Origin of the sequence: Parabacteroides sp. AF27-14, from assembly GCF_003635425.1 — a bacterium.
In the GTDB taxonomy this organism is placed as follows: domain Bacteria; phylum Bacteroidota; class Bacteroidia; order Bacteroidales; family Tannerellaceae; genus Parabacteroides; species Parabacteroides distasonis.
Map to the genome: position 1 here is coordinate 208,279 of NZ_QTLZ01000005.1, position 22,711 is coordinate 230,989.

Below are 22,711 nucleotides of genomic sequence, written 5' to 3' on the forward strand. Positions count from 1 at the left end.
ATACAGATTTAAAGTTTCATGCCAAATATAGGCATTCAATCACAAGCCACCAAATCCCAGCCTTTAAATATCAGTGTTATCAGGCGAAGTTTCGTATTTCCCTTCGTCTCTCTCACTTTAGGATCTTCGGCATAACGTTTCAATTGCCCGGCAGCCTCAGTCCTCAGCGATTCTATCTCCGGGGTGGAGGCGTCACGACGGGCATATTTCACCTCTACGATATAACTATAGACGATCTCCGGTTGATGCAACAAATCGGGCATCATGTAGAAGTCCGCATATCCCTTATTCGCCTCATACTCCGGATGAATTATATAAGTACGGGTCAAGCCCAAGTAAGCCAACAAAAAGCCCTTTACGTGCGCCTCACCCTCGATAAACTCACGGATAGAGCTTTGTCGCTTCAATTCAGAGGCGAAGTACTCAAAGACAGGTTTCCAGTTTCCCTCGTAGGCCATGCTAGCCACGAGCATCCCCAGCCGATCCATCTCGAGGGAAAATAAATCGGCGCTCCGGTAAGCCTCCACCAAATAGGAGTACAACTGCTCACGAACCGTCAAGTTAGGGATCGCCAATAGGGTACTCCCCCATTTAGTACCCCGTATGGTAAGCAGCCCGAAATAATAGAGCAGGCTCTTAAAATTATCCGGTTTTGCCAGATCCTCGGCGGGGAAAGCCGTCTTGATGGTACCTATGGTCTCGCCATTCGTCACGATGTCTTGGATGATAGAGGCGTTCATGCCCATTTTCTTGTCCAAGCGAATCAAATGACGGAGCTTATTATAATCCGTACGGATGTTGTTATCGATCATGTTCTCCGGAACTTTTTTCAACGGAAGATAATGATTCAGGAAATACAGCACCATATCCGAGTTATACATCGGCTCGTGGAGCGAATCTCTCGAGAAACAGTAATTATCGTACCATGGCTTCATCACGCCGATCACCTCATCTACCTCTCCGGCCAGCATATCCACGTCTTTATAATAAGACAACATATCACGTACCTCCCGCTCGCTAAACCCGATAATCCCGTTAAACCGGGGATCGGTGCTCATATTGGCACCGATATTGAATCCACTTGTCACGTCATCCATGGTGACCGGAGAGACTCCCGTGATGAACATACGCTTGATCGGTCCGTTTCCCGTGGCACCCTCTTTCAGCTTATTAAAGAAATAGCGGAAGAACCCCGTGCCATGTGTCAATTTACGGTAATGCTCATTCCCCACATTGGCGAGTATGGCGTTCGTGAAATTATCATACTCATCGATGAACAGGTAGATCGGAAGATCCAGTAACGTAGCCTGCCCGATCAGGTAGTTCAATTTCTCGTCCGCGTTCTTGAGTCTTTTCAATTCACTGGCGAAACCGGGATTGAACATATGTCCGTAAAGCCCGGCGAAAAGATCGAAACGCATCGAGCAATTATCATTGAACGAGGCCAGCAATCGATCCGGGTCCGGATTCACGCCGGCGAAATTAAAATCGAGCACAAGGTATTTCCCTTGCTCCGCCGTAGGATGCGAACCGATATACAGCCCCTCGAAGATTTCCTTGAAACGATCCCGCCTATAGATATCGTAATACCATCTAAGCATGTTGATAAACAAAGACTTTCCAAAACGCCTCGGACGGATCAAGAAGAAGAAATTGGCAGATTCCTCCAACCACTCGATATAATGAGTCTTATCCACATAATAATACGGCTCTTTCCTAATCCTCTCAAAATCCGTCAGTCCGTAAGGAATCTTCTTTATTATCATAGCGATCTTTGTTTTTATGAGTAATTACAAATATAGGCATATATATCCGGCAAAGCAACAACTTCCGAGGAATTATCACGCGGATAATGTACCTTTGCGATGTTTTTAACTTTAACAATTAATCATATATGAAAAAAAATCAGTTTCCGGGAAGCGGAAACAAGCGTGAGAAAGCTGCTGGATAGTCTGGAAAATGCCCAAAAGGCATGGGTGGACTTGAAAAAAGACGCGAAAGGGGCGCATAAGTTGTTTAAAGACTACCAGCCGGAGGAGGATCTGGTTAAACGGGAGAAGATCATCTACACGGGCTCTGTGAAAGACTTCGTGCGGCTGACGCTGCCCATCCTCGATGACCCGCGGTTCCGGGTGAACGGGCAGACGAACCGGGAAGCCATGATACGGGCGCTGGACGAGGTGTTCGAGATACACCCCAACGGCTGCCCGGAGCCAAGGAGCTTCCGGAGCATCCTCTCGACGGCGCAGGAGGAATACGGGAAAGCGCATGAATAAGAAGCTTCCCGTTTTTCACAACAAAAGTTAAAACTTGGGAGGCGTCCCAAAGCGCCTCCCTACCTTAGCGGCATCAAGCCAGAGACACTGGCTCTTTTTTTATCACTTAAAAACATAGTATGATAAACACGTCATTATTCGCCCTTTTCGGACGATACAAGGGAGACGCCTCGCTAGCGGGCGTACTGGAAAACATCCAAAGAGGAACGTACAAGCAGTTCATCGACGAGACGCGGGAGGCGCTAGCGTCGGGCGATAAGGAACTGGCCGCCAAACTAAAGAAAAAACTGCCCGCTTTCACCCCACAGGCCACCTACTCCGGGAAACGCCTCGACCCTCACATCACCCGCTATAACCAATTGGTGGTACTCGACATCGACCACGTAGGGGAACGGGAGCTGGAGCGTATCACCCCGCTCGCCACGGAAGCGCCCTACACCGTGGCGTATTTCCGCAGTCCCAGCGGCGACGGGGCGAAACTCATCGCCTACGCCGCCACGGACGAGACCGCCACGCCGGGTAATCACCGGAGGGTCTACGAAGCCATGAGCCGTTGGTACGCCGCCCGGCTCGGCGTGGAGCTGGATACCTCGGGCAGCGACATCGGGCGGCTTTGCTTCGTATCGGACGATCCCGCCCTATACCTCTCGCCTGCCTACCGCCCTTGGCTGGAGGGTACCGGCGAGCTACCGGAGGGCCTCGCCCCGCTACCCCTTACTTGGAAGGAGGAGGTTAGCGAGACGGCTCCCGGGGCGAAGGAAAGGAAGGTGGCCTCGCCACTGGAGAAGGCACGCCGGACCGCCGAGCGGAAAGGCGCCTACGCCGAGGGCAACCGCAATAACTTCATCTTCGTCATGGCCGCACGGGCGAACCGGCTGGGCGTGAAGCGGGCCGAGATGGAGGCTTACGCCGATACCGCCTTCGCCGACTTGCCGGCGGAGGAGCGCCTCGCCGCCATCGAGAGCGCCTACAGCCACGTGGAGGAGCACGCCGCCGAGACGAGCGCCGCCACCTCCCGGAAAAAGGGCGGGGGCCCGCTGGACGTGGTCGCCGTGGAGGCCTATATATCCGAGCGTTTCCTCACCCGCAAGAACGGCGTGAGGGGGTACGTGGAGGTAGCCACGAAGAAGAAGCGGAACGGTCAAAAGCCGGTCTTCAAGCCGGTGACCGACTACTGGGTGAACTCGCTCTGGCGGAGTCTCCTGAAGGACGGCCACTACTGCTCGCATAACGACATCCGGGCCATACTGATGTCGGACTTCAGCGAGACGTTCCACCCTTTCCGCTCGTATTTCGAGGGGCTGGCCCCGTGGGACGGGGTGACGGACTGGATCGGGCAGCTGGCCGATACCGTGGGCACCACCCGGCCCGCCTTCTGGCGGGGTTGCCTCAAGCGCTGGCTTATCGCCGGGGTGGCCGGCTCCATGGAGCTAGGCGTGGAAAACCATACCATCCTGCTACTGGCCGGCGGGCAGGGGCTGGGCAAGACCTCGTGGCTGCGGAACCTCGTGCCGCCCGAGCTGCGGGACTATCTTTTCACGGGCAATGTCAATCCGTATAGCAAGGGTTTCCCGCAGATGATGGTGGACTGCCTCTTGATCGTCATCGACGAGATGTCCGGCCAGAGCTACGCCGATCTGAACCGCCTCAAGGCGCTCACCTCCACAGGGGTCATCTACTTGCGCCGCCCGTACGGACACTATGCCGAGACGCAGATACGCCACGCCTCCTTCGCCGCCACGGTGAACGACTTGCAATCGCTGCCGGACGATAACGAGTCTCGCCGCTTCCTCTGCTTCGAGGCCACACGGATCGATTACCAGTCGCCCGTGCGACACGCCGACATCTACGCCCAAGCCCTCGCCCTCTTCCGCCGGGGCGAGAAATACTGGTTCTCCGGCGAAGACATCCGAAAGATCAACGAGAACAACGAGACCTTCCGCCAGCGAAGCCCCGAGGAGGAATTGTTCTTCACCTATTTCCGCAAACCGGAGCGTTTTGACACGCCACAGTATCTTACGGCGAGCGATATTATGACGAAACTAAGTGTATTTACACGTATCACGCCGACACGTTCCAATATAGTTACGTTGAGCAAGGTGCTGAAAAAACACGGTTTTAAGCTCACGACAATACGTGGAAAACGCCTATTTGAGGTCGTAGAGATCACTCCGGAACAGGTAAAAGACAATTTTTTGAGCACCCCGGAAGAAAAGGGAACGAAGAAGGAAGATGAAAAGAATCATACTGATAACCAAAACAATACAGCGAATCCTAAACTTCCATTTTAAAGCAGGGGGTGCGCAGGGGTGCGCAAAAAAGAGTGGTTGGAAAAACATTTTAGAAATAAATAAATTTGTATCACACACAGCAGTGTGACACAAATTTACATTTACCAGAAAAGTTTTAGGAAAACACGTAAAGATGCGCACCCTTGCGCACCCCGCTATGTTTCAGCGAAGCTCATAAAGCTCCTCAAAAAGAGTTATGGATATCCTTTCTATTACAAATCAAGACCTTTTTCCCTTCAGAGGAAATGGGAACGAATCAAAGACCTTATCTTGATTTCTAGTCATATCAACCAATCTCCTCTCAATTGCTCTCCAATCGTATTTGCCATTCAGCATAACGATATCCTCATCGAAATCTATATCCTCAAAATAAGTAATGGCCTTGAAGGGCCTGATGACATTTGCCCCCGGAAATTTACGCTCATACATTCCCAACATGGAATTGAAAGGGAAACGGGTGGAGAGGAAAGCGATGTCGATGAAATCCTTTAGCCGTGACCCATCGTCGGCGATGGCAGAGAGCTTCATGGCAATAATATCCTGCATGCTGTACAATCTTATACCGTACTCGATATATGGCTTTTCAAGATACTCATAAGAGTGGGTAATGCAGTCAATCTTTATTCCGTCTATGGAACCTTTCAAGGTGTTCCTCTCCATAAAGCCGGTACGGAATCCATATTTATCCATAAGAAATCTCTCCAATTCCGCCGCATCAAACGGTTTCGGAGTGAAAAGATCTAAATCCACACTTCTCCTATGTCCTAAATACAGGGCTAAAGAAGTTCCTCCCGCCAGATTAAAACGGGTCATCGCATTTTCCGCTTCCAGCTTTTTCAGGAGTTCAAGTGTTTTTCCCGAGACAACTTCCGTGTGTAACATTTTAGTTCCTCCTTTTCAAGATTAAAGACAATACAAACAAAATTCATGTCTCGTGGAGATAAGCTTGGGAGTTCTTTTATTATTTCCCGGAATCCCTCTATACCTCCATATAAATTGAATGCGGCATAAAAATCCTTCAACCATCCTCTTTCAATGACACGCTGTACCACAATCTTCCGGGATTTCCACCAGTCAAAATGTGACAGGTCATACTCCCAAAGCAAGGAGGGAGAGATTGAAGAGTCTCCTGTATATGTCTTATATTCATCAAATATAGTCATTTTCCATCCTTTTTATAATATACAAATCTACTGTATTTTACTGGGGTATACAATTTCCATGCGCTTTTTATTGAGACACGGCTCGGAAACCAATGAGATACGGTCGCTAAGTCAATGGAATCCGTCTCGCTTTCCATTGACTTAGCGCCCCTATTCCACCCGGATACCATCCGGCTCTCACGGCTCGCCGAGCGACTCGATGATGGCCCGCACCATGGCGGGCGAATAGACCCGCTCGCCCTCGTGATAACCCAGCGAGAGGAGGCGACCGGGCAGGCCGGGATAGATCGTTATCCAATGTTGCAGCTTGCGGTGGGCCGAGCGGGGATGCAGGTCGGGCAGGTAGACCTCGGCCAGCTCCATCCGCCCGTATGCTCGTATCTTGAATGTCGTTTCCATATCCTAAAGATAGTGAATCTCCGGCATATATCCATCATTTTCCGGAGAAATAATTCACCCGAAATCACCCTAAGTCACCCAAAGCGACAAAGCCCCCACGCCCTGCCGTATCTTTGTATCAACATTAAAAAACAACACATTATGATCCGCTACAAGAAGTATCAAAACAAGAACGAGAAGAACGTGACAACCTTCAACAAGTGGTATGCCCGTGCCGTATGCGAGGAGACGGTAGACATCGCCGCCTTGGCCGAGCACATGTCCACCCACAACACCCCCTTCTCCACCGGCGCCATCCACGGCATGCTGAAGGACATGGTGAATTGTATCAAGGAGCTGCTGATGGACGGCAAGAACGTGAAGATAGACGACCTCGGCATCTTCAGCGTGGGTATCCGCTCGAAGGGGGCCGTCACGCCGGAGGATTTCTCCACGCAAGGCAATATCATCGGCGTACGCCTCCGTGCCCGTGCCACGGGCAATCTCTCCAGCGCCTCGCTTAAGCTGACGGCCAAGCTCCGTGAGTACACCGAGTACTCGAACGGGGAGGTGACCCCGGGAGGTGGCGGGGGCGATTCCGAGAGCCCGGACGAGATTTAGGGAATTGAAAATTGAGAATTGAAAATTGAAAATTAAGTGATATGGAGATTTCTGTTTTTATACGTGAATACGCTCCGCTGGCTGGGGAGGCCGGGCGGGCGTTCCGGATCGATCCGGTGGTGATCTTGGCGCAGGCGGCCATCGAGACGGGTTGGGGCGAGAGTACGCTCTGCCGGGAGTATCATAACTTTTTCGGCATCACGGCCTACGGGTTGCCCAACGTATGGTGGACCGGCCGGTGGACGGAGCTGTCGCCCCGCTCGCTACGTTTCCGGATCTACCCGGACGATAAGTGCTCGTTCATGGATTACTGCCGCCTGCTTCGCTCGGCCTATCCCCGGGCGGCCGACATGAGCGCCAACCCTACGGCCTTCGCCAAGGAGATCGCCTACAGCCCCTACATCAGCGAGGTGAACGGCGACAACCGGGAAGCCTATCGTAAGCTGATCGTCCAGCTTTGCCGAAAAGTCAGCTCGCAACTATCAATCGTTAATCAAAAGGGCGGGCAGATGCCGTCCCTATCACCAACTGTCAACTAAAATGAAATACCTTGAACTCATCCTCCGTTGCCTCACGGCGCTCCTCCGGGTCATCTTCCCGCAGCATCCCCCTGTTCCCGAAACGACAGACGCTACCGGCGCTGCTCCTTCTCCTGCTAGCCCTCCTCTCCCTCCTCATGCGGGAGACGGAGGTGACGCTAGCGGCGATCGGCGCCTCGCTGACGCTCTTCCGCCACGACGGCACCCCTCCTCCCCACCGCCCCCCGGGGCGGACTGGCTGGGTATCTCCGGCTACACCCTCCTCATAGCGGGGTGCGCGGGGTGCCTCTTGAAGTACTGGGGATATTAGGGGAAATGGGAATATCAAAGATTAAGTTCTTTTACCGGGCACGAGTTACGTACCCGGTAAAATAGTGTCATATATCTTTCGTTTGTCGTAATTCGGAATAATGTTCCCTTGCGATTGATATCGCTCGCCTCAATTTTTCGGAAAGCACTTTCTTATCGGGTAGTTTTGTGTAATATTGCGCTACCTTTATCGGACTATCTTCGTCAAGCATTAGATATTCGATATGCTCTGTATTGCCTTCCGAACAAAGAATTAACCCGATTGGAGATTCTTCACCTTCTTTTCGCTCGTTCTTGTTCAAATAGCGAAGATATAGTAACATTTGCCCTTCGTATTCGGGCTTGAACTTCCCCAATTTGAGATCGATCGCTATCAGACGCTTTAAGCCACGATGGAAGAACAGCAAATCAATATAGTAATCAACCGCATCTACGGTAATCCGCTTTTGACGGTCAAGGAAAGCAAAATCTGTCCCCATTTCCTTAATGAAAAGCTGTATTTGGGAAAGAATTGCCATTTCGAGATCTTTCTCCGAGAATATATCAGGAAGCCCAAGCATATCAAGAAAGTAACTGCTGCGAAATATAAGGTCGGGCAATAGCTGGTTGTTTTCCTTTATCTCGTTCAGCTCTTTGCGTATCATATCTTCGGGTTTACGGCTAATGGCTGTACGCTCATAAAGTTGACAATCTATTTTTTCATCAAGTGTGCGAGTATCCCAATGCTCCATTCTGCACATTTCCACATAGAACGAGCGAGCTAGCTCATCTTTTACTCCCATAAGCGAACGAAGATGAGTCCAAGTCAATTGGGCTACGCACCGCATATCCAATCTCGTCTTCTGAAAAAAGATACGCACTGCGTACACAATGTTTGAGTTTACCATATCCCCATCCGCTTCCATATTTTACAGTTAGCCGGGTAGCCAATTTTTTGATGACTTGTTTACCATATTCGGCACGCTGATTGTATAGTATATCTTCCTTAATACGTTTGCCTACATACCAATTCGTCATACATATCTCAGTATTCAAATAGGTAGCTACTTTACACGTACTCCATCTATAATGCCACATACATCATTATACAATAGTTCTTCCGATGTGGCTAAATTCAAAATATCATCTGCCATAATAAAAATAAATTAATCATCCCACAGCCCCTCCTTGGCGTTTCATGTACATAGTCATTGATTCCAACGCATCGATGAATCTCAACGTATGCATAATGTCATAATGCTCGTCAACCAAACATATGCCACCATATCGTTTGACATAACGATAGACCTGTGGTATACTTAGCCCATTCCGCTCGGCAAAATGACTGATAAGCGACATCAGATATTCCGCCTTATCCCTCAATATATCACTATTCATACCGATTCTCAATTATACGTTTTTACAAATATAGGTATTTTCCATAAACCCGCTTCTAAAAAGCCATCGGTAAATTTTGATCGAATATATATCTTTTATACCTAATCCCAAGCATATATCCACCTCAATAATCAATAATGATCCGTAGGCCACCAAGAGGGTTTATTCTTGGTACCTCGCCCATCATGGGTACAGTCTACACAGCGAAAAGGAGCATAAATATTTGGAGTGGTTGGTGATCCACTATAAATGTAATAGGTATAACCATCTGGTGCTATTCCTGTTAAGATATTTTTCGCACAGTCATAAGAAGTTTCATAGAAATCTCTTAGTTCCGGCATAAAGCGTTTCATAATCGTTGTATTAGTTACATCCACATAGCCTATCACCCATTCTTTAGGATCTGATACGCAAGATATATTACCTCTTCTTTCCGAAGGAATTGGAGAGAAAATACTCCCAGCCTGTTCTATGTTCCTTTGTAAATTCACAAAATAGTCATACGCTTCTTTACGTATACGGTTTTGCTTAACGTCTATATAATAAAGCATTGTCAATTTATCATGATCACGGGGGATCTCTATCAATTTTCTCTTATAGATAAGATTTACAGTCAGTTTATTTGTCGATTCCAATAACATCGCCTTAGAACTATCACGTCCCCAGCAATAATAAGTATTTTTAGATGTATGCTTCTGAAATAAAGTGAATTTATCATCTAAAAAACCAGCGTTTGCAAATAGATCTACATGGAATTCCCATATCTCCTGATAAGTCCATTTATAATAAGTTGGCTCTACCTTGTTATCATGTGTAGTTACGCAGATATATACAGGAGTTTCTGATGCTGAACTTTCAACAGATATACTATCGATCACCGGAGTATCTAGAGGATTCAAATATTCCGATTTATATTCTTTATTATTCCAATTTATTGATAATCTATATTTATACGCAGGATTTAACTCTCCCATCGGTATTGTATAAACTCCATCTTTACTCACGTTCAACGTTTCAAAAACAGCTCCTTTATCTGATTCAACAAAAACATTCGCATCCGTTATCGACTCCCCTTCCTCAAACTCATCCAACATCCTTACGCTATGGCTCAATCGTATCCGAGTCGTATCATTAGTTATAAAACCATCCACTACCAGCAAACCACCTATTTGGTTCACAATATCAGGCTCATAATCGGAGATACAACCCATGAGTGTTAGTAACCCTGTTATGTACATATATAATCTTTTCATATATACACTTTCTTTGGTTGGGAAAATTCATTAATCTATTGATAAAAAATCATATCAATAAGGCTTATAACAACAAAACTTTAAGTTCTAAAATCATCCTTTTAAATTATAAAGGGACAATTAAGTTTTTATCAGAAATCTTAATCGCCCCTCTTAATTTCAGATATTTTAATATACCATTACCTTATATTTATATAAGTTGTCCCAGCGCCAACCCACGTATTACCATCATAAATATCGCATACTAAACGAGCGCCACCAACTGCATAAAAACTAACCGAACAATGATTTGTCCAAGGTGTTATATAAGCTTGCGGTGCTCGTATACTCCATTCCAATCTAGCACCCGGTATTAAAGGGCTATATTCCAGATGATACTCTTCTTGGGCATAACCCCCATTTAGTGTTACGTTAATAGGGCCTGATATAGTAGCAACTATCCCATTTGCCGCATTAGCTTGTAATATAGACTCTTCTATATTTTCTTTGTCCACGTCAATATTAGTTTGCTGAGCATACATAAACTGCATTGATAATAATGCAAGCATAATAAACAGAACTTTCTTCATGGCTCTAAAAATTTAAATTAATAAATACATATACAACTACAAACTTACTTCAAGCAAGAAATAGGATACTTGCAAATCAAGTATCCTATTCTCAATTCGAAATAAATATTTTATTTCCAAGCATCCGGCTGAACCAAATAAGGTTTGCCGTTCTCGTCGTTACCCATGGTCAATACTTGGTCATCAGGAACAGGAAGCATAGTCTTTGCCGCAGGAAGCACAGAGGCTGCCGCAAATTTCGGAATATATTGCTTTTCGTAATTGATATAAGCGCTCAACTCTGAGGACATTACATCACCACCCCAACGAACCAAGTCGAACCAACGCTCACCTTCCATCGCCAACTCAAGCTTACGCTCCATACGGATTGCCTTGATACAAACATCTTTGCTTGTGAAAGCCGCATGCGACGTAGGATATTCAGCGACCTTATAGTTTGCGGCCGCTTGACCGTTTTCTAACTTAATAATATTCACATCCAAAGCTGCACGTCTACGAACATCGTTTACTTGTGTCATCGCCTCAGATAATTGACCAGCGTCAGCTAAAGCTTCAGCGTACAACAATTTAATGTCACGCACACTAAGATATTGCATATTCATAGCAGAACCCGGTGCCCAACCATTAAATAAGTTCTTCATGCCAGCGGCCTCTTCCGCCTTACTAAACACGTGTTTCTTCGGCATAAAGATACCACCATTTACAGGATTACGAACCCAGTCATCCTTAGGCATACCCCAATCTTTGTAAGGGATTCCATAACGACCTACAGCAAAATCCAAACGAGGGTCTACCGCAATACTATTATCTGTTACGACAAATGGCTCATTTGTTCCCGTACCTTTCCTTGAAACAGTCGCTTTATTTCTATATTCACCATTCAAATAAGGTAAACCTTGCGCATCCACTTGGAAAGAGTTCACTAATTCGAAAGAAGGTTGATAGAAACCACAGCATCCACCGGGACCTGAGTTATGCGGATAATTCAGACAGAAAGGAGCACCACCAGTGTTTTCGTCAGCAGCAGAATATTGAACAGAGAAAATAGCCTCTTTACCATTCTCAGTCAGCGCATTGAAGTTGTTATCCAGATCGTCCTCCAATCCATAAGCTGCCCCACTACTGGTTGTACCATTATTCACGACATCAGCTAAAACAGTTTTCGCGGCAGCGATGTCTCCTTTATGCATTAAGATTTTACCTTTTAATGCTTTCGCAGCCCAAACATTCGCACGACCAACTTCAGTCTGAGTTTCCGGAAGATTAGCGATCGCATCGTCAATATCCTTCAGTACATTATCATAAATATTAATATCATTATGTACTTTAGGATCATTCTCCGTATAGGTCTCATCAACCCAAGGAATAAATGGACCAAACACACGAATTCCCTCAAAATAAGCCAATGCACGCAAGAACTTCAACTCACCATAGCGGCTTTTACGATCGGTATCGCTCATACCCGGCATACCTTCAGCGCCTTGCCAAGCTTGAAGAGCTAAGTTCACTCGTTTAGCCATTACATAAACCCACGCCCACTTCTGCGCTATATAGCCATTAGTAGACAGAGTATTATACATCTCTATCTCATTCACCACGGATTGGTCACCCGGGTCGGAACCTTTATTGGCGTCACCACCATAAATACCACCCCATACCCAGTTAAATGGAGATGCTTGATAAGGATCATAACCATCCACCGGAACAGCCAAGCCTGCATAGGCACTAACAGTTAACAATTCCACACCCGTTGGATTGGCTAGAGCGTCCGGTGTCAATGCTCCTTGAGGTTCTTTCCCCAAGAAGTCATCGCCGCAAGAACTAAATGAAAGCGCAGCAAGATAGCCTATCGCCAAAATATATTTACTTTTCATAACGATTCTTTAAATTAAATTAAAACATACACACCTTAGAACGCAAAGTTTACACCAAACAAGAAACGTCTTGTTGAAGGCCAACCGCCCATATCAATACCTCTCTTCAAGTCAGCACCGACACCGTTGTCATCCACATCTTTCATTTCCGCATTTGTATACTCGGGATCCAAACCATCATATCCTGTAATGGTGAATAAGTTCTCCGCTTGCACATAAATACGTAAATTAGAGATAGTAGCCTTCTTCATCAACTCCTTCGGGAATGTATAACCTAGGACCAAATTCTTCAATCTAACGAAAGAGGCATTCTCTACATAGTATGAGCTAGAGTTCGTTCCGGAATAGGTATCAAGATAATCCAAAACAGGTAAGACTGCTTTGCTATTGTCAGCACCCGGTTTCCAAGACAAATCTCTCATGCGAGAAGATTTATTACCCTCGAATAACCAGAAATCAGTAAAGTATTTCGTATTGTTGAACAAATCATTTCCGATCGTTGAGTAGAAAAATGCCGTCAAATCCCAGTTTTTCCACGTTACAGTAGCGTTCAAACCGGCGATCAAGTCAGGATGAGGAGAACCGATAAAGGTGCGGTCATTTCCATCCAACTTACCATTTCCATCTGTATCAGCGAATTTAAACTTACCGACCCAAGCCTTAGCGTCCTCCGCATTTTTAACATCTTGCCCCAGAGGAGGTAACGCAAGTACTTCATCTACGTTCTCATAGAATCCATTCACCTTATATCCATAGAACTCAGAGATAGCATGTCCCTTTGTCGTACGAGTTACATTACCAGAGATACGTGTACCGCCTCCCCACATAGAAGCATCATCAGCCTCAGAGATCTTAACAACCTCATTCTTATAATGAGATAGGTTCAAAGAGAAATCCCATGACCAATCGCCCTTACTGTCTCGATAGTTGAAGTTGAAGTCAACACCCGTATTCTTCATATCACCAAAGTTGATGTACGGTTTTGAAGATTCACCAGCCAAAGCGGAATATTGAGCCGCAATCAACATATCTGTCGTTTTCTTATAGTACCACTCCAATCCGGCACCGAATTTGCCGTTCAAGAATGTTCCATCCAAACCGACATTAAACATTTGGGTGGTCTCCCATTTCGTATCCTCGTTACCAAATTTATCCAAACGATAACCTAAAGAGGTAGAGGTATTAGAACCCGTAAAGTCATAGTTTGTTTTCTTTGGCAATGTTCTATATTCGTAGGCGAAGTTCGTAATACGAGGCACTTCTGAGTTACCGGTAACACCAAAGCCAAAACGAAGCTTCAAGTCATCTAACCAGTCTTTTGTTTTCTCCATAAAAGCCTCTTCAGAGATACGCCAACCAGCAGAGATAGAAGGGAATACACCGTAACGATTATTCTCCGAGAAACGAGAGACACCATCACGACGGATAATACCTGTCAACAGATACTTATTATTATAAGCGTAATCTACACGCCCAAACAGACCAAACAAGGCAAATTCACCTTTATATTTTGATTCTGCGATACGTTGTGCGTTATTCTCACCCATATTCAACTCCCAAGTATTCGTATTATCCTCGTACAAATAATTGTAACGACGACCTTTCAGCGTACGTCCCAAACCATCACGAATAGCCTCGGTACCAAGCAAGACAGTCAATTTATGAACCTCATTGAATGTCTTGTCGTAAGTCAAAGTATTAGTCCAAACCCAACGATAATTAAAATCAGATTGCTCTTCAAAATTGTTTTGGCCCATTGACTCAGAAAACTCAGGGTTCTTCTTTTCCATACGATAATAATAACCATTCGTATAGTCCAAACCGAAATTCGTTCTAAAAGTTAATCCCTTGATAATATCGGCCTCTGCCCATAGGTTACCAAATACGCGGTTATGTGTATAGTAATTATCCTTATTTCTCTTTTGATTGGCAACCGGGTTCTGGAAGTTACCCGTTCCAGCGAATTTTGAACCGGCAAAATTACCTGCGATATCATATACCGGTACATAAGGAGAAGCACGATAAGTCCAAGAATATGGATTACTCTCAGCGCCGCTAGAGTTCAAGCCATTATCTTTCGTAAACGCATAAGTTAAATTCTCTCCTACCCGTAACCAATCACGAACATTGAAAGAGGTGTTAGCACGTACTTGATATCTCTGGTAGTAAGAATCAATAACCGTACCATCTTGCTTGAAGTAATTCGCACTTAAATTATATTGTCCCTTTTCAGTACCACCAGATAAGCCAACTTGATGGTTTTGAATCATAGCCGCACGGTCTACCTCATCCCACCAATTTGTGTCAGAGAACGGCGCATAAGTCGTACCCGGGTAATTATAATCGCCGGGATTAATATCCGTACGACCACCCGCACCAGCTTGCGTCAAATAATTAGGAATAGAAGGACGTTCACCTGTTCCGAATTGCACGTGTGAAGGAAGTTCATTGGAACCTAACAATGCATAGTTACTAGCCTTTGCGTCCCATTCCAAGTTCACACGATCCATAGAATTCAAAACGTCATAGCGCTTGCCTGTTTTCTGAACACCGACATATCCATCATAAGTCAATTTAGGTTGACCGGATCGGGTACCTTTTTTCGTCGTAATCAAGATAACACCATTGGCCGCCTGCGCACCATAGATAGCGGCGGAGGAGGCATCCTTCAATACCTGCATACTCTCGATATCGTTCGGGTTCAAGGAGCTTAAATCTTGGTTACGTGTTGATACGCCATCAATTACGTACAACGGACCATTATCATTAACCGTATTGATACCACGAATACGAACCATAGACTGGGAACCGGGGGAACCTGACTGACCGATATATACACCGGCAGCCTTACCTTGCAACTGCTGGGTAGCGGAAGATCCGGAAGATGCCAAAAGGTCTTTCGTATCGACTACTGCCACGGAGCCTGTGATATCTTTCTTCTGCTGCGTACCGTAACCTACTACTACTACCTCATCAAGGTTTTGCGTATCTTCTTTCAAAGTCACATTTACCACTTCTCCCGAAGCAGGAATTTGCTGAGATACATAACCAATGTAGGAAACGACTAAAATGGAGTTGGGCTCAACTTCCAAGGAATACTTACCGTCAAGGTCGGTAATCGTACCGTTTGTAGTACCTTTTACTACAACATTTACACCCAAAAGGGGTTCACCCTTTGCGTCAGTTACCGTACCGGTAACTTTCTTAGCTTGTTGGGAGATGGACACATTCGCGTTAGACGCGTGGATTGGAGGGGTTACACCCGCACCGACCATAAGGAAACAAAGTGCCAAACCCAGCCCGCTTTTAACAAAAGCCAACTGTTTGTTCATCATAACACAAAAATAGGTTAACATTAATAATTATATCCACTCTTCGGATACGGGTACAAATATAAATTATTATTCTTAATAAACAACAATAGTATGCATATTTTTTTCACATTCCCTTGAACTTGCGGATATGTGTTCGTACAAATAGCTATTATAGACCCAATAAGGCTTATTCTTGTTAACAAAAAGACACCTTCACAAGAATCAACAATATGTTAAAAACCGCAGAAAAAAATACAATCTATTCCTAATTTTTCCGAAGACTTTTAAACCTTATTATCAATCTACAGCACGGTAAATGAGTCTCTTGGGCCATATAAAAGAAAAGAGGACACCGTTTTACCGACATCCTCCTAAGCTCTTATCGCATTAGATCCGTGAGCCTTACCGGCTGCCGGCTATCGATTTACTCACGATATTCGTTACGGCCTCTTGCATCTTCTCGATGACGCCGCTGTTTTCCATCCCGTATTCGGAGGCGATCGTCTCCAGATTCGGGGAACCGATCCAAACCTTGCCGTCCGCATCTTCCCAAACGGAGATACGTAGCGGCAGCTCCAAAGAGATAGATGGATCTTGCTGCATCAATAAAGTCCCGACTTTCGGCGAGCCGAAGACGATCACCTTATTCGGAGGCAGCTTCATCCCTACCTCGCTAGCGTTTCGCCCATGATCGAACACGGCGAACACGGAACCTCCTTGAGACTTGATAATCTCCTCGATCCGCCGCATCGTCTCATCCACGCTAAACGGGCTTACCGCTTTATCCATCAAACGATTCTTTTTCTCCATGGCTGTAATTTTCTTTAGTTTTGTCAAGACAGGAGTCTTGACCGTCCGTACGCTCGACTTCCGGTCATTATTCAGCTGCTCATAAATAACGATTTTATTCTCTCCTTTGTTCAGCCATACGCCCGGTATGTAAAGCGTTTGCTGAGGGCCGGCGTACCAATAGCGACCGATATTGATGCCATTGATGAAAATAATGCCCTTTCCCCAATCCTCCATATCGATAAACGTATCGCCGGTATCAGACAGGTGGAAGGTTCCCTCGTAGAGAACCGGCTTATTCCCCAACGCCGCTACCTCGGGCGAGCCATTCTTATAGACATAAGGTTCACCGGAGGCCAAAGCCGGCATCCGGTCCATCGGGAGCTTGTACATCTTCCAGTCCGATATCTCGCTGCCGTTAATCTTGACCGGGCTGATGATCCCCTTCGTATTGCGGACGATCTCCTCGCCATAATTGATACGCCCCATGTTCTCCACCAAGATGTCCAAGGTAGCGTTGAACGGGATATCGATCTCCATCGCATATTGGTTGAAACAACGGTTTAACTCGCCGACACGCTCGCCATCCACGTAGATCGTAGCGTAATCACGCAAGCCCGGTATCTCCAGACGGCCTTTCAGGGGTTGGTTGAAATGGGTTGAGTACAAGACGTAGCCGTATCCTTGGTTCAATTGCTCGAACGTGAGAGGTGTCGGAGACGTTACCGGTTCCCCTTCTTTCGCCAAGGCCAACACATCGGCTACCTTCGTCAAGGAGATCGACGGGATCTCGATCAGCGGTATAGGGGCCGGAGCCTCGGGGACGTCATAGGTGACGTATTTCCGGATCACGTTGCGGATCGAGTCGAACTTCGGGGTCACCCAACCCGCCTCGCTGATCGGGGCGTCGTAGTCGTAGCTGGTCAAGTCCGGCTGGATATCATGCTTCTTGTCGTAATTGGCGCCACTGGTGAAGCCGAAATTCGTACCGCCATGAACCATATAGAAATTGAAAGAGACATCGTTTTGGAGGTACGTCTCCGTCTGCCTCGCTATGCCGGAATCGCTTATATCGGGGAATGGTTCCGCCCAGTGCATCAGCCAGCCGGGATAAAACTCGGCTACCATATACGGGCCTACTCCCCCGTGATACTCGTTCACCACCTTTTTCAAGTTCTCCACGTTACTCTCCCCGTTCGCCGTAGGCAACGCTCCCGGGGTGGAACCGCCCTCGAACAACCAGCTTCCGTCCGAGGTGAACAGAGGCACGTTGAAACCGGCGTCCGCCAATTGCCGCTTGATCTTGGCGTTGTAGCGGCGATGCTCCTCCAAGGGGATATCCTTACGTTGCGCCACGTAAGAGCCGAACTCGTTCTCGGCCTGCACCATGATGATAGGGCCGCCTTTCGATACCTGCAAGTCGCCGACCTGCTCGTAAAGCTTATCGATATAAAGCTTCGTGCGTTTCAAGAACTCCGGGTTATCCCGGCGGATCTCCATGCCCGGTATATTCTGCAACCACCACGGATAACCGCCGAACTCCCACTCGGCGCATACGTAGGGGCCGGGACGGAGGATCACCATCAATCCCTCCTCTCCCGCTATCCGGATATACTCGGCCAGATTCTTGTCTCCCTCGAAATCCCATTTACCCGGCTCCGTCTCGTGCAGGTTCCAGAAGACATAGGTAGCGACCGTATTCAAGCCCATCGCTCGCATCATCCGAAGGCGATGCCGCCAATATTGGTGGGGGATACGAGGGTAATGCATCTCACCCGAGAGGATCGGGGTTACCTTCCCGTTTACATAAAAATGACCGTCCTTGATCTCGAACGTACGTTTCTCCTTGGCGAACGAGCCGACAGGTATCAGCATCAAAAGGAGCAATAGATAGGTGATTTTCTTGTTCATGGAATCCATGTGTTATAAAGATTTATTTTTAGGTTTAAGATCTCGTGGCAAATGTATGTAAATAAAAAGAGGATGCCAAATAAATGACATCCTCCCTAGCTTATATATTATATAATGTATAAGTCTGTATTAAGCTTGCTCCAACTGCAAAGTCTTAGTCGGCTGGTCGCAAACCTCCGTCGGACCGAAGTACTGGATCGGACCCGGGTATACGTAGCTAGTAGTCAAAGCCCACTCGTCACGGTTTGCGGCGAATGCCTTGAAAGGAGCGCCGTCAAGCTTAACCAAAGCCTTCTGGATAACCGGCTTCATCTCGCCATGACGTTTTTCCATGTTCATCATCATAGTAACAGGGATACCACCGGCGATCCATTGATCAGCGGGAGCGGTCGTGTTACGTACGGAAGACATATAACCTGTCTTACCGGCGGCGATCAAGCAAGATGCCGTGTAACCCAAAGAGTAGCAGTAGTCCGCATCGTAGTTAGACGGAGCGGCGCAACGACCTTCGTAACCGAAGAAGTGGTGTTGTGCGGCGAACTTGCCTACGTACTTGCCCTCGGCTTTCCACTCAGCCAATTTCTTGCCAACCATCTCAGACAATAACTTCTCGGTCTCGATCAAAGAAACCTGTACGTTTCCGTGCGGGTCACGATCCAAAGACAGCTGACGAGCTACGCCCTCCGGAAGAGAAGCGTACAGATCAGAGTTCTCCTTCGTCAACTTGCTGATGATATAAGCACGTTGCTCGCTCTTCTTGATCATCTTGAACTCAGCGTCGTGCTTAGCCAAGAAGTCGTTCAACTCGGCGATCAAGCGTTTCATAGCCGGAACGAACTCGATCAAGCCCTCAGGGATCAATACCGTACCGAAGTTGTTACCCTCGGCGGCACGCTTAGCCACGATACCAGCCACGTAAGTAACGATATCGTCCAAAGACATATTCTTCTCCTCAACCTCCTCGGAGATGATACAAACGTTCGGTTGAGTCTGCAAAGCGCACTCCAAAGCGATATGAGAAGCGGAGCGACCCATCAATTTGATGAAGTGCCAGTATTTCTGGGCGGAGTTACAGTCACGTTGGATGTTACCGATTACCTCGGAGTAAACCTTACAAGCCGTGTCGAAACCGAAAGAGGTCTCGATCTGGGCGTTCTTCAAGTCACCGTCGATCGTCTTCGGGCAACCGATTACCTGTACGCCGGCACCGATAGCCTTGTAATACTCGGCCAATACGCAAGCGTTCGTGTTAGAATCGTCACCACCGATAATAACCAAAGCCTTGATATCAAGTTCCTTCAAGATCTGAAGACCTTTATCGAATTGCTCTTTCGTCTCTAATTTCGTACGACCGGAACCGATCATATCGAAACCACCCGTGTTACGGTACTCGTCGATAATATCAGCCGTCAATTCCATATATTTATGATCGATCAAACCGCCCGGGCCCAAGATGAAACCATACAGACGAGAATCTGCGTTGTGAGCCTTGATACCGTCGAACAAACCAGCGATCACGTTGTGACCACCGGGAGCCTGACCACCGGAAAGGATCACACCAACGTTCATGACAGGCATAGCCTTCTCCTCGTTACTCTTCTCGAATGTAACGATCGGCATTCCGTAAGTGTTCGGGAACAATTTCTTGATTTCTTCCTGATCGGCTACTGATTGAGTATACTCGCCGTCAACGGCTTTCACTGCACCTTTCAACGCAGCGGGTACCTTCGGTTGGTAAGCTGCTCTTGCGATTTGTAATGCACTCTTTGTCATTTCTTAATTGATTTATTTAGAAATTATTTGATACGTGTTCAAAAGTGACGCGAATATAAGGAAAAAAATCCGTATTAATAAAAGAGAAGGGGGATATGTTCATTCAAAATAGCATCGAAAAAAACTTCCGGGAAATCACTGGTAAACTTGCCCTCATCATTATAACCGATCAACCTTCAACAAGAAGAGGGTGTGTCACCATGAAGTGAACACGAGAAAACAGGTAGCTTACTGTATATTTTACTTGACTATTTTTTACCCGGTCGTGTTTTTCCAAAAACACGTACGTAATTTTCAAGAAACACGTACGTGTTTTTTCGAAAACATGTACGTGTTTTACTCAAATCTCCATCATAATTTATATCCATCTAATTATAAGCCAGTTATAAACCATTTCAAACAAATGCTTTATTGTATTTTTTTAATCCGTTTACTCTGTAGGCTACTTCAATGGCACAATAGAGTAAACTATTCATCAACTTGCACCTAATTATCACAAAAGACTTCGTATATTTACACCTTCTATTAACGTTAGTTAATCACAAAATTCGATGCGAAAAAGCCCTCTTGCACTCCTATTATCGCTTATCTGCCTGATCTCGTCTCATAACGAGATACAAGCGCAAGGACATCCCCCGACAGATTCATTGCGACAACGGGCCGCAGCGAGCGTGGGTAAGGAAAAGCATGATCTACTGATGCGTATAGCCATGTCCACCAACGATATCGCCGACTGGGACGCTACGCTCAACGACGCTATCGACCGGTGCGACACCCCGGCCATCTGCCGATCAAGGCTGAATCGCATACAATGCCTCTTTAATTTCTACTCCGTGGATTCGGCTATCATCGAGGCACGAGAGAGCCTTCCTTTTATATTGAATGCCAAGCAATACAGTTTCTACTTCTCCACCTATAATACTTTTATATCCGGATTGTTCAAGCAAAGACGGTTCGACGAGGCCCGTGAGGAAGCCACAGCCATGTTCGAGACGGCGCAACAGGTTAAACAACCGGTAGGCATGACGATGGCCTTGCAGGTACAAGGCAGCATGTATTATAAACTCGGCTTGTACGACCAAGCCCTCACCTCGCTGGAAAAAGGGATCGCTATATGCCCCACTTACGAGAATGGCGAGAACCAAGTACTCTACATCTCGGCCGTTCTTTACGAATGGCTCTTCATGACCGCCCTGAAGGTAAACGACACGGAACGCATATCCCGTTATGCCGACAGCTATGCCGCCCTCGTCAACTGGAGGGACGAGCATGGGAAAGTGGATCCTACCGGACATTATCCTGTCACCTCCCGCTCTCTCCAAGCCTTCTCTTTCCTAAAGAAAGGGCAAATAAAAGAGGCGAGACGATTGTTGGATGAGGCAGTCCGGTTTATTCATCCCCAAATCCCGGCCAACGCCTATGAGCATTTTTACGAAGCTCGCCGAGAATTACGGGAAATGACAGGAGATTACCAAGGGGCTATCAAGGATATGGATATCCTGTTAGCTGCTCATGAGGGCGACCTATCTTTCTATATGGACGATTTGTTGAAGAAAGCGGAACTTCTGGCTCATTCCGGAGATCCCCGGTCCTGTATATCTCTCTATCATACGTATATACAGGTGAAAGACTCGGTAAACCGGTTGGATATCGCCTCTCGGATGGATCAACTACGGACTATTTACGAGGTAGACCGGCTCAACCAAGAGAGGCAATACGCAAGGAACTGGATGTTCGCCGCCTTTACCGGTTGCTTGCTCCTTGTCCTTTTGCTAGCGGGATATATCATTTATTCCCAATGTCTAAAAGCAAAGAATCAAGTGCTTTACAGACGTATACAGGAACAGATCCGGCAGGAGAATAAGGCGGTGGAAACCATTAAGCAAATACCCGAGAACGATCTTTCCCGGGAATTACGTTTATTCATAAACTTGAACGAGTTATTGGAAAAAGAAAAGCTATACACCGATCCCACCTTGAACCGGGATGATCTGGCACAACGTTTGGGGACCAACCGTACCTACTTGATGGAAGCCGTACGTACTTACAGCGGGAATATGACCGTCCGCGAATATATTTATGACTTTCGTCTAAAGCATGCCGCCGAACTGCTCTCCTCTCCCTCCGCCCTCTCGATCGATCAAATATGCTATGACTCCGGGTTCGCTTCCCGCTCGGTATTTTACCGCCTTTTCCGACAGAGCTATGGCCTGTCTCCTAACGAATATCGAAAACTTGCGGAGAAAGAAAAAGAAAATTAAAATACTATATTTC

At 46.7% G+C, this 22,711-nt stretch carries 18 protein-coding genes; 5 read left to right on the forward strand and 13 right to left on the reverse strand.

The genetic code is table 11. The features are described from left to right. Positions 1 to 35 precede the first annotated feature (35 nt). On the reverse strand, positions 36 to 1,766 hold the full coding sequence (locus DWY79_RS07910; protein WP_122369157.1) for an ATP-binding protein: 1,731 nt from the start codon (positions 1,764 to 1,766) through the stop codon (positions 36 to 38). 165 nt (positions 1,767 to 1,931) lie between these two features. Between DWY79_RS07910 and DWY79_RS07915 the strand changes: the two genes are divergently transcribed. Both DWY79_RS07915 and DWY79_RS07920 read left to right on the forward strand, forming a co-directional pair. Continuing rightward, positions 1,932 to 2,276 (forward strand): hypothetical protein, encoded by a 345-nt coding sequence (locus DWY79_RS07915; RefSeq protein WP_121956633.1) that lies wholly within the window; start codon positions 1,932 to 1,934, stop codon positions 2,274 to 2,276. 119 nt (positions 2,277 to 2,395) lie between these two features. Continuing rightward, complete coding sequence (locus tag DWY79_RS07920; protein WP_122369158.1) at positions 2,396 to 4,567, forward strand: BT4734/BF3469 family protein; 2,172 nt, start codon at positions 2,396 to 2,398, stop codon at positions 4,565 to 4,567. 219 nt (positions 4,568 to 4,786) lie between these two features. On the opposite strand, the gene DWY79_RS07925 is transcribed toward DWY79_RS07920, so the two are convergent. The 3 genes from DWY79_RS07925 to DWY79_RS07935 all read right to left on the reverse strand — a co-directional run bounded on the left by DWY79_RS07925 (position 4,787) and on the right by DWY79_RS07935 (position 6,129). After that, positions 4,787 to 5,449, reverse strand: a complete 663-nt coding sequence (locus DWY79_RS07925) for a nucleotidyl transferase AbiEii/AbiGii toxin family protein (protein WP_005868067.1) — start codon at positions 5,447 to 5,449, stop codon at positions 4,787 to 4,789. Next, positions 5,404 to 5,730: a hypothetical protein gene (locus tag DWY79_RS07930; RefSeq protein WP_005868066.1), complete on the reverse strand. Its 327-nt coding sequence runs from the start codon at positions 5,728 to 5,730 to the stop codon at positions 5,404 to 5,406. The genes DWY79_RS07925 and DWY79_RS07930 overlap by 46 nt, the downstream gene beginning before the upstream one ends. A 177-nt stretch (positions 5,731 to 5,907) precedes the next feature. Beyond that, positions 5,908 to 6,129: a DUF4248 domain-containing protein gene (locus DWY79_RS07935; RefSeq protein ID WP_005868065.1), complete on the reverse strand. Its 222-nt coding sequence runs from the start codon at positions 6,127 to 6,129 to the stop codon at positions 5,908 to 5,910. Between the two features lie 141 nt (positions 6,130 to 6,270). Here DWY79_RS07935 and DWY79_RS07940 point away from each other — a divergent pair, with 141 nt between their 5' ends. Further along, complete coding sequence (locus DWY79_RS07940) at positions 6,271 to 6,729, forward strand: hypothetical protein (protein WP_005855948.1); 459 nt, start codon at positions 6,271 to 6,273, stop codon at positions 6,727 to 6,729. A gap of 41 nt (positions 6,730 to 6,770) precedes the next feature. Next, positions 6,771 to 7,268, forward strand: coding sequence for a glucosaminidase domain-containing protein (locus DWY79_RS07945; RefSeq protein WP_121956635.1), 498 nt, complete (start codon positions 6,771 to 6,773; stop codon positions 7,266 to 7,268). Positions 7,269 to 7,645: 377 nt separating this feature from the next. On the opposite strand, the gene DWY79_RS07955 is transcribed toward DWY79_RS07945, so the two are convergent. From DWY79_RS07955 to DWY79_RS07990, 9 genes are all read right to left on the reverse strand, one after another. Then, positions 7,646 to 8,359 carry a PDDEXK nuclease domain-containing protein gene (locus tag DWY79_RS07955; RefSeq protein WP_353884499.1) on the reverse strand — a complete coding sequence of 238 codons (714 nt, stop codon included), beginning with the start codon at positions 8,357 to 8,359 and terminating at the stop codon, positions 7,646 to 7,648. Then, on the reverse strand, positions 8,343 to 8,612 hold the full coding sequence (locus DWY79_RS22990; protein ID WP_233563947.1) for a DUF1016 N-terminal domain-containing protein: 270 nt from the start codon (positions 8,610 to 8,612) through the stop codon (positions 8,343 to 8,345). The genes DWY79_RS07955 and DWY79_RS22990 overlap by 17 nt, the downstream gene beginning before the upstream one ends. Positions 8,613 to 8,726: 114 nt before the next feature. Then, positions 8,727 to 8,954: a DUF3791 domain-containing protein gene (locus tag DWY79_RS07960; protein WP_005868058.1), complete on the reverse strand. Its 228-nt coding sequence runs from the start codon at positions 8,952 to 8,954 to the stop codon at positions 8,727 to 8,729. A 131-nt stretch (positions 8,955 to 9,085) separates the two neighbouring features. Continuing rightward, positions 9,086 to 10,207: a DUF4249 domain-containing protein gene (locus DWY79_RS07965; RefSeq protein WP_005868056.1), complete on the reverse strand. Its 1,122-nt coding sequence runs from the start codon at positions 10,205 to 10,207 to the stop codon at positions 9,086 to 9,088. Positions 10,208 to 10,386: 179 nt separating this feature from the next. Beyond that, positions 10,387 to 10,776 carry a hypothetical protein gene (locus tag DWY79_RS07970; RefSeq protein WP_057326637.1) on the reverse strand — a complete coding sequence of 130 codons (390 nt, stop codon included), beginning with the start codon at positions 10,774 to 10,776 and terminating at the stop codon, positions 10,387 to 10,389. Between the two features lie 110 nt (positions 10,777 to 10,886). Next, entirely contained in the window at positions 10,887 to 12,650 is a 1,764-nt protein-coding gene (locus DWY79_RS07975) for a RagB/SusD family nutrient uptake outer membrane protein (RefSeq protein ID WP_122369160.1), read from the reverse strand. Between the two features lie 35 nt (positions 12,651 to 12,685). After that, the gene (locus DWY79_RS07980; protein ID WP_122369184.1) at positions 12,686 to 15,985 is read right to left on the reverse strand and encodes a TonB-dependent receptor; all 3,300 of its coding nucleotides are present in this window, start codon (positions 15,983 to 15,985) and stop codon (positions 12,686 to 12,688) included. Positions 15,986 to 16,366: 381 nt separating this feature from the next. Next, complete coding sequence (locus tag DWY79_RS07985) at positions 16,367 to 18,673, reverse strand: beta-galactosidase (protein ID WP_122369161.1); 2,307 nt, start codon at positions 18,671 to 18,673, stop codon at positions 16,367 to 16,369. Between the two features lie 120 nt (positions 18,674 to 18,793). After that, a complete protein-coding gene (locus DWY79_RS07990) occupies positions 18,794 to 20,437 on the reverse strand; it encodes a diphosphate--fructose-6-phosphate 1-phosphotransferase (protein ID WP_005855923.1) in 1,644 nt (547 codons plus the stop codon). 551 nt (positions 20,438 to 20,988) lie between these two features. On the opposite strand from DWY79_RS07990, the gene DWY79_RS07995 reads away from it, so the two are divergent. Further along, complete coding sequence (locus tag DWY79_RS07995; protein WP_122369162.1) at positions 20,989 to 22,698, forward strand: helix-turn-helix domain-containing protein; 1,710 nt, start codon at positions 20,989 to 20,991, stop codon at positions 22,696 to 22,698. Positions 22,699 to 22,711 lie beyond the last annotated feature (13 nt).

Bases quoted from the DNA above. Each gene is read 5' to 3' on its own strand.
- DWY79_RS07910 (WP_122369157.1), bottom strand. From the start codon at position 1,766: ATGATAATAAAGAAGATTCCTTACGGACTGACGGATTTTGAGAGGATT.
- DWY79_RS07920 (WP_122369158.1), top strand. From the start codon at position 2,396: ATGATAAACACGTCATTATTCGCCCTTTTCGGACGATACAAGGGAGAC.
- DWY79_RS07925 (WP_005868067.1), bottom strand. From the start codon at position 5,449: ATGTTACACACGGAAGTTGTCTCGGGAAAAACACTTGAACTCCTGAAA.
- DWY79_RS07930 (WP_005868066.1), bottom strand. From the start codon at position 5,730: ATGACTATATTTGATGAATATAAGACATATACAGGAGACTCTTCAATC.
- DWY79_RS07935 (WP_005868065.1), bottom strand. From the start codon at position 6,129: ATGGAAACGACATTCAAGATACGAGCATACGGGCGGATGGAGCTGGCC.
- DWY79_RS07940 (WP_005855948.1), top strand. From the start codon at position 6,271: ATGATCCGCTACAAGAAGTATCAAAACAAGAACGAGAAGAACGTGACA.
- DWY79_RS07945 (WP_121956635.1), top strand. From the start codon at position 6,771: ATGGAGATTTCTGTTTTTATACGTGAATACGCTCCGCTGGCTGGGGAG.
- DWY79_RS07955 (WP_353884499.1), bottom strand. From the start codon at position 8,359: ATGGGAGTAAAAGATGAGCTAGCTCGCTCGTTCTATGTGGAAATGTGC.
- DWY79_RS07960 (WP_005868058.1), bottom strand. From the start codon at position 8,954: ATGAATAGTGATATATTGAGGGATAAGGCGGAATATCTGATGTCGCTT.
- DWY79_RS07965 (WP_005868056.1), bottom strand. From the start codon at position 10,207: ATGAAAAGATTATATATGTACATAACAGGGTTACTAACACTCATGGGT.
- DWY79_RS07970 (WP_057326637.1), bottom strand. From the start codon at position 10,776: ATGAAGAAAGTTCTGTTTATTATGCTTGCATTATTATCAATGCAGTTT.
- DWY79_RS07975 (WP_122369160.1), bottom strand. From the start codon at position 12,650: ATGAAAAGTAAATATATTTTGGCGATAGGCTATCTTGCTGCGCTTTCA.
- DWY79_RS07980 (WP_122369184.1), bottom strand. From the start codon at position 15,985: ATGATGAACAAACAGTTGGCTTTTGTTAAAAGCGGGCTGGGTTTGGCA.
- DWY79_RS07985 (WP_122369161.1), bottom strand. From the start codon at position 18,673: ATGGATTCCATGAACAAGAAAATCACCTATCTATTGCTCCTTTTGATG.
- DWY79_RS07990 (WP_005855923.1), bottom strand. From the start codon at position 20,437: ATGACAAAGAGTGCATTACAAATCGCAAGAGCAGCTTACCAACCGAAG.
- DWY79_RS07995 (WP_122369162.1), top strand. From the start codon at position 20,989: ATGCGAAAAAGCCCTCTTGCACTCCTATTATCGCTTATCTGCCTGATC.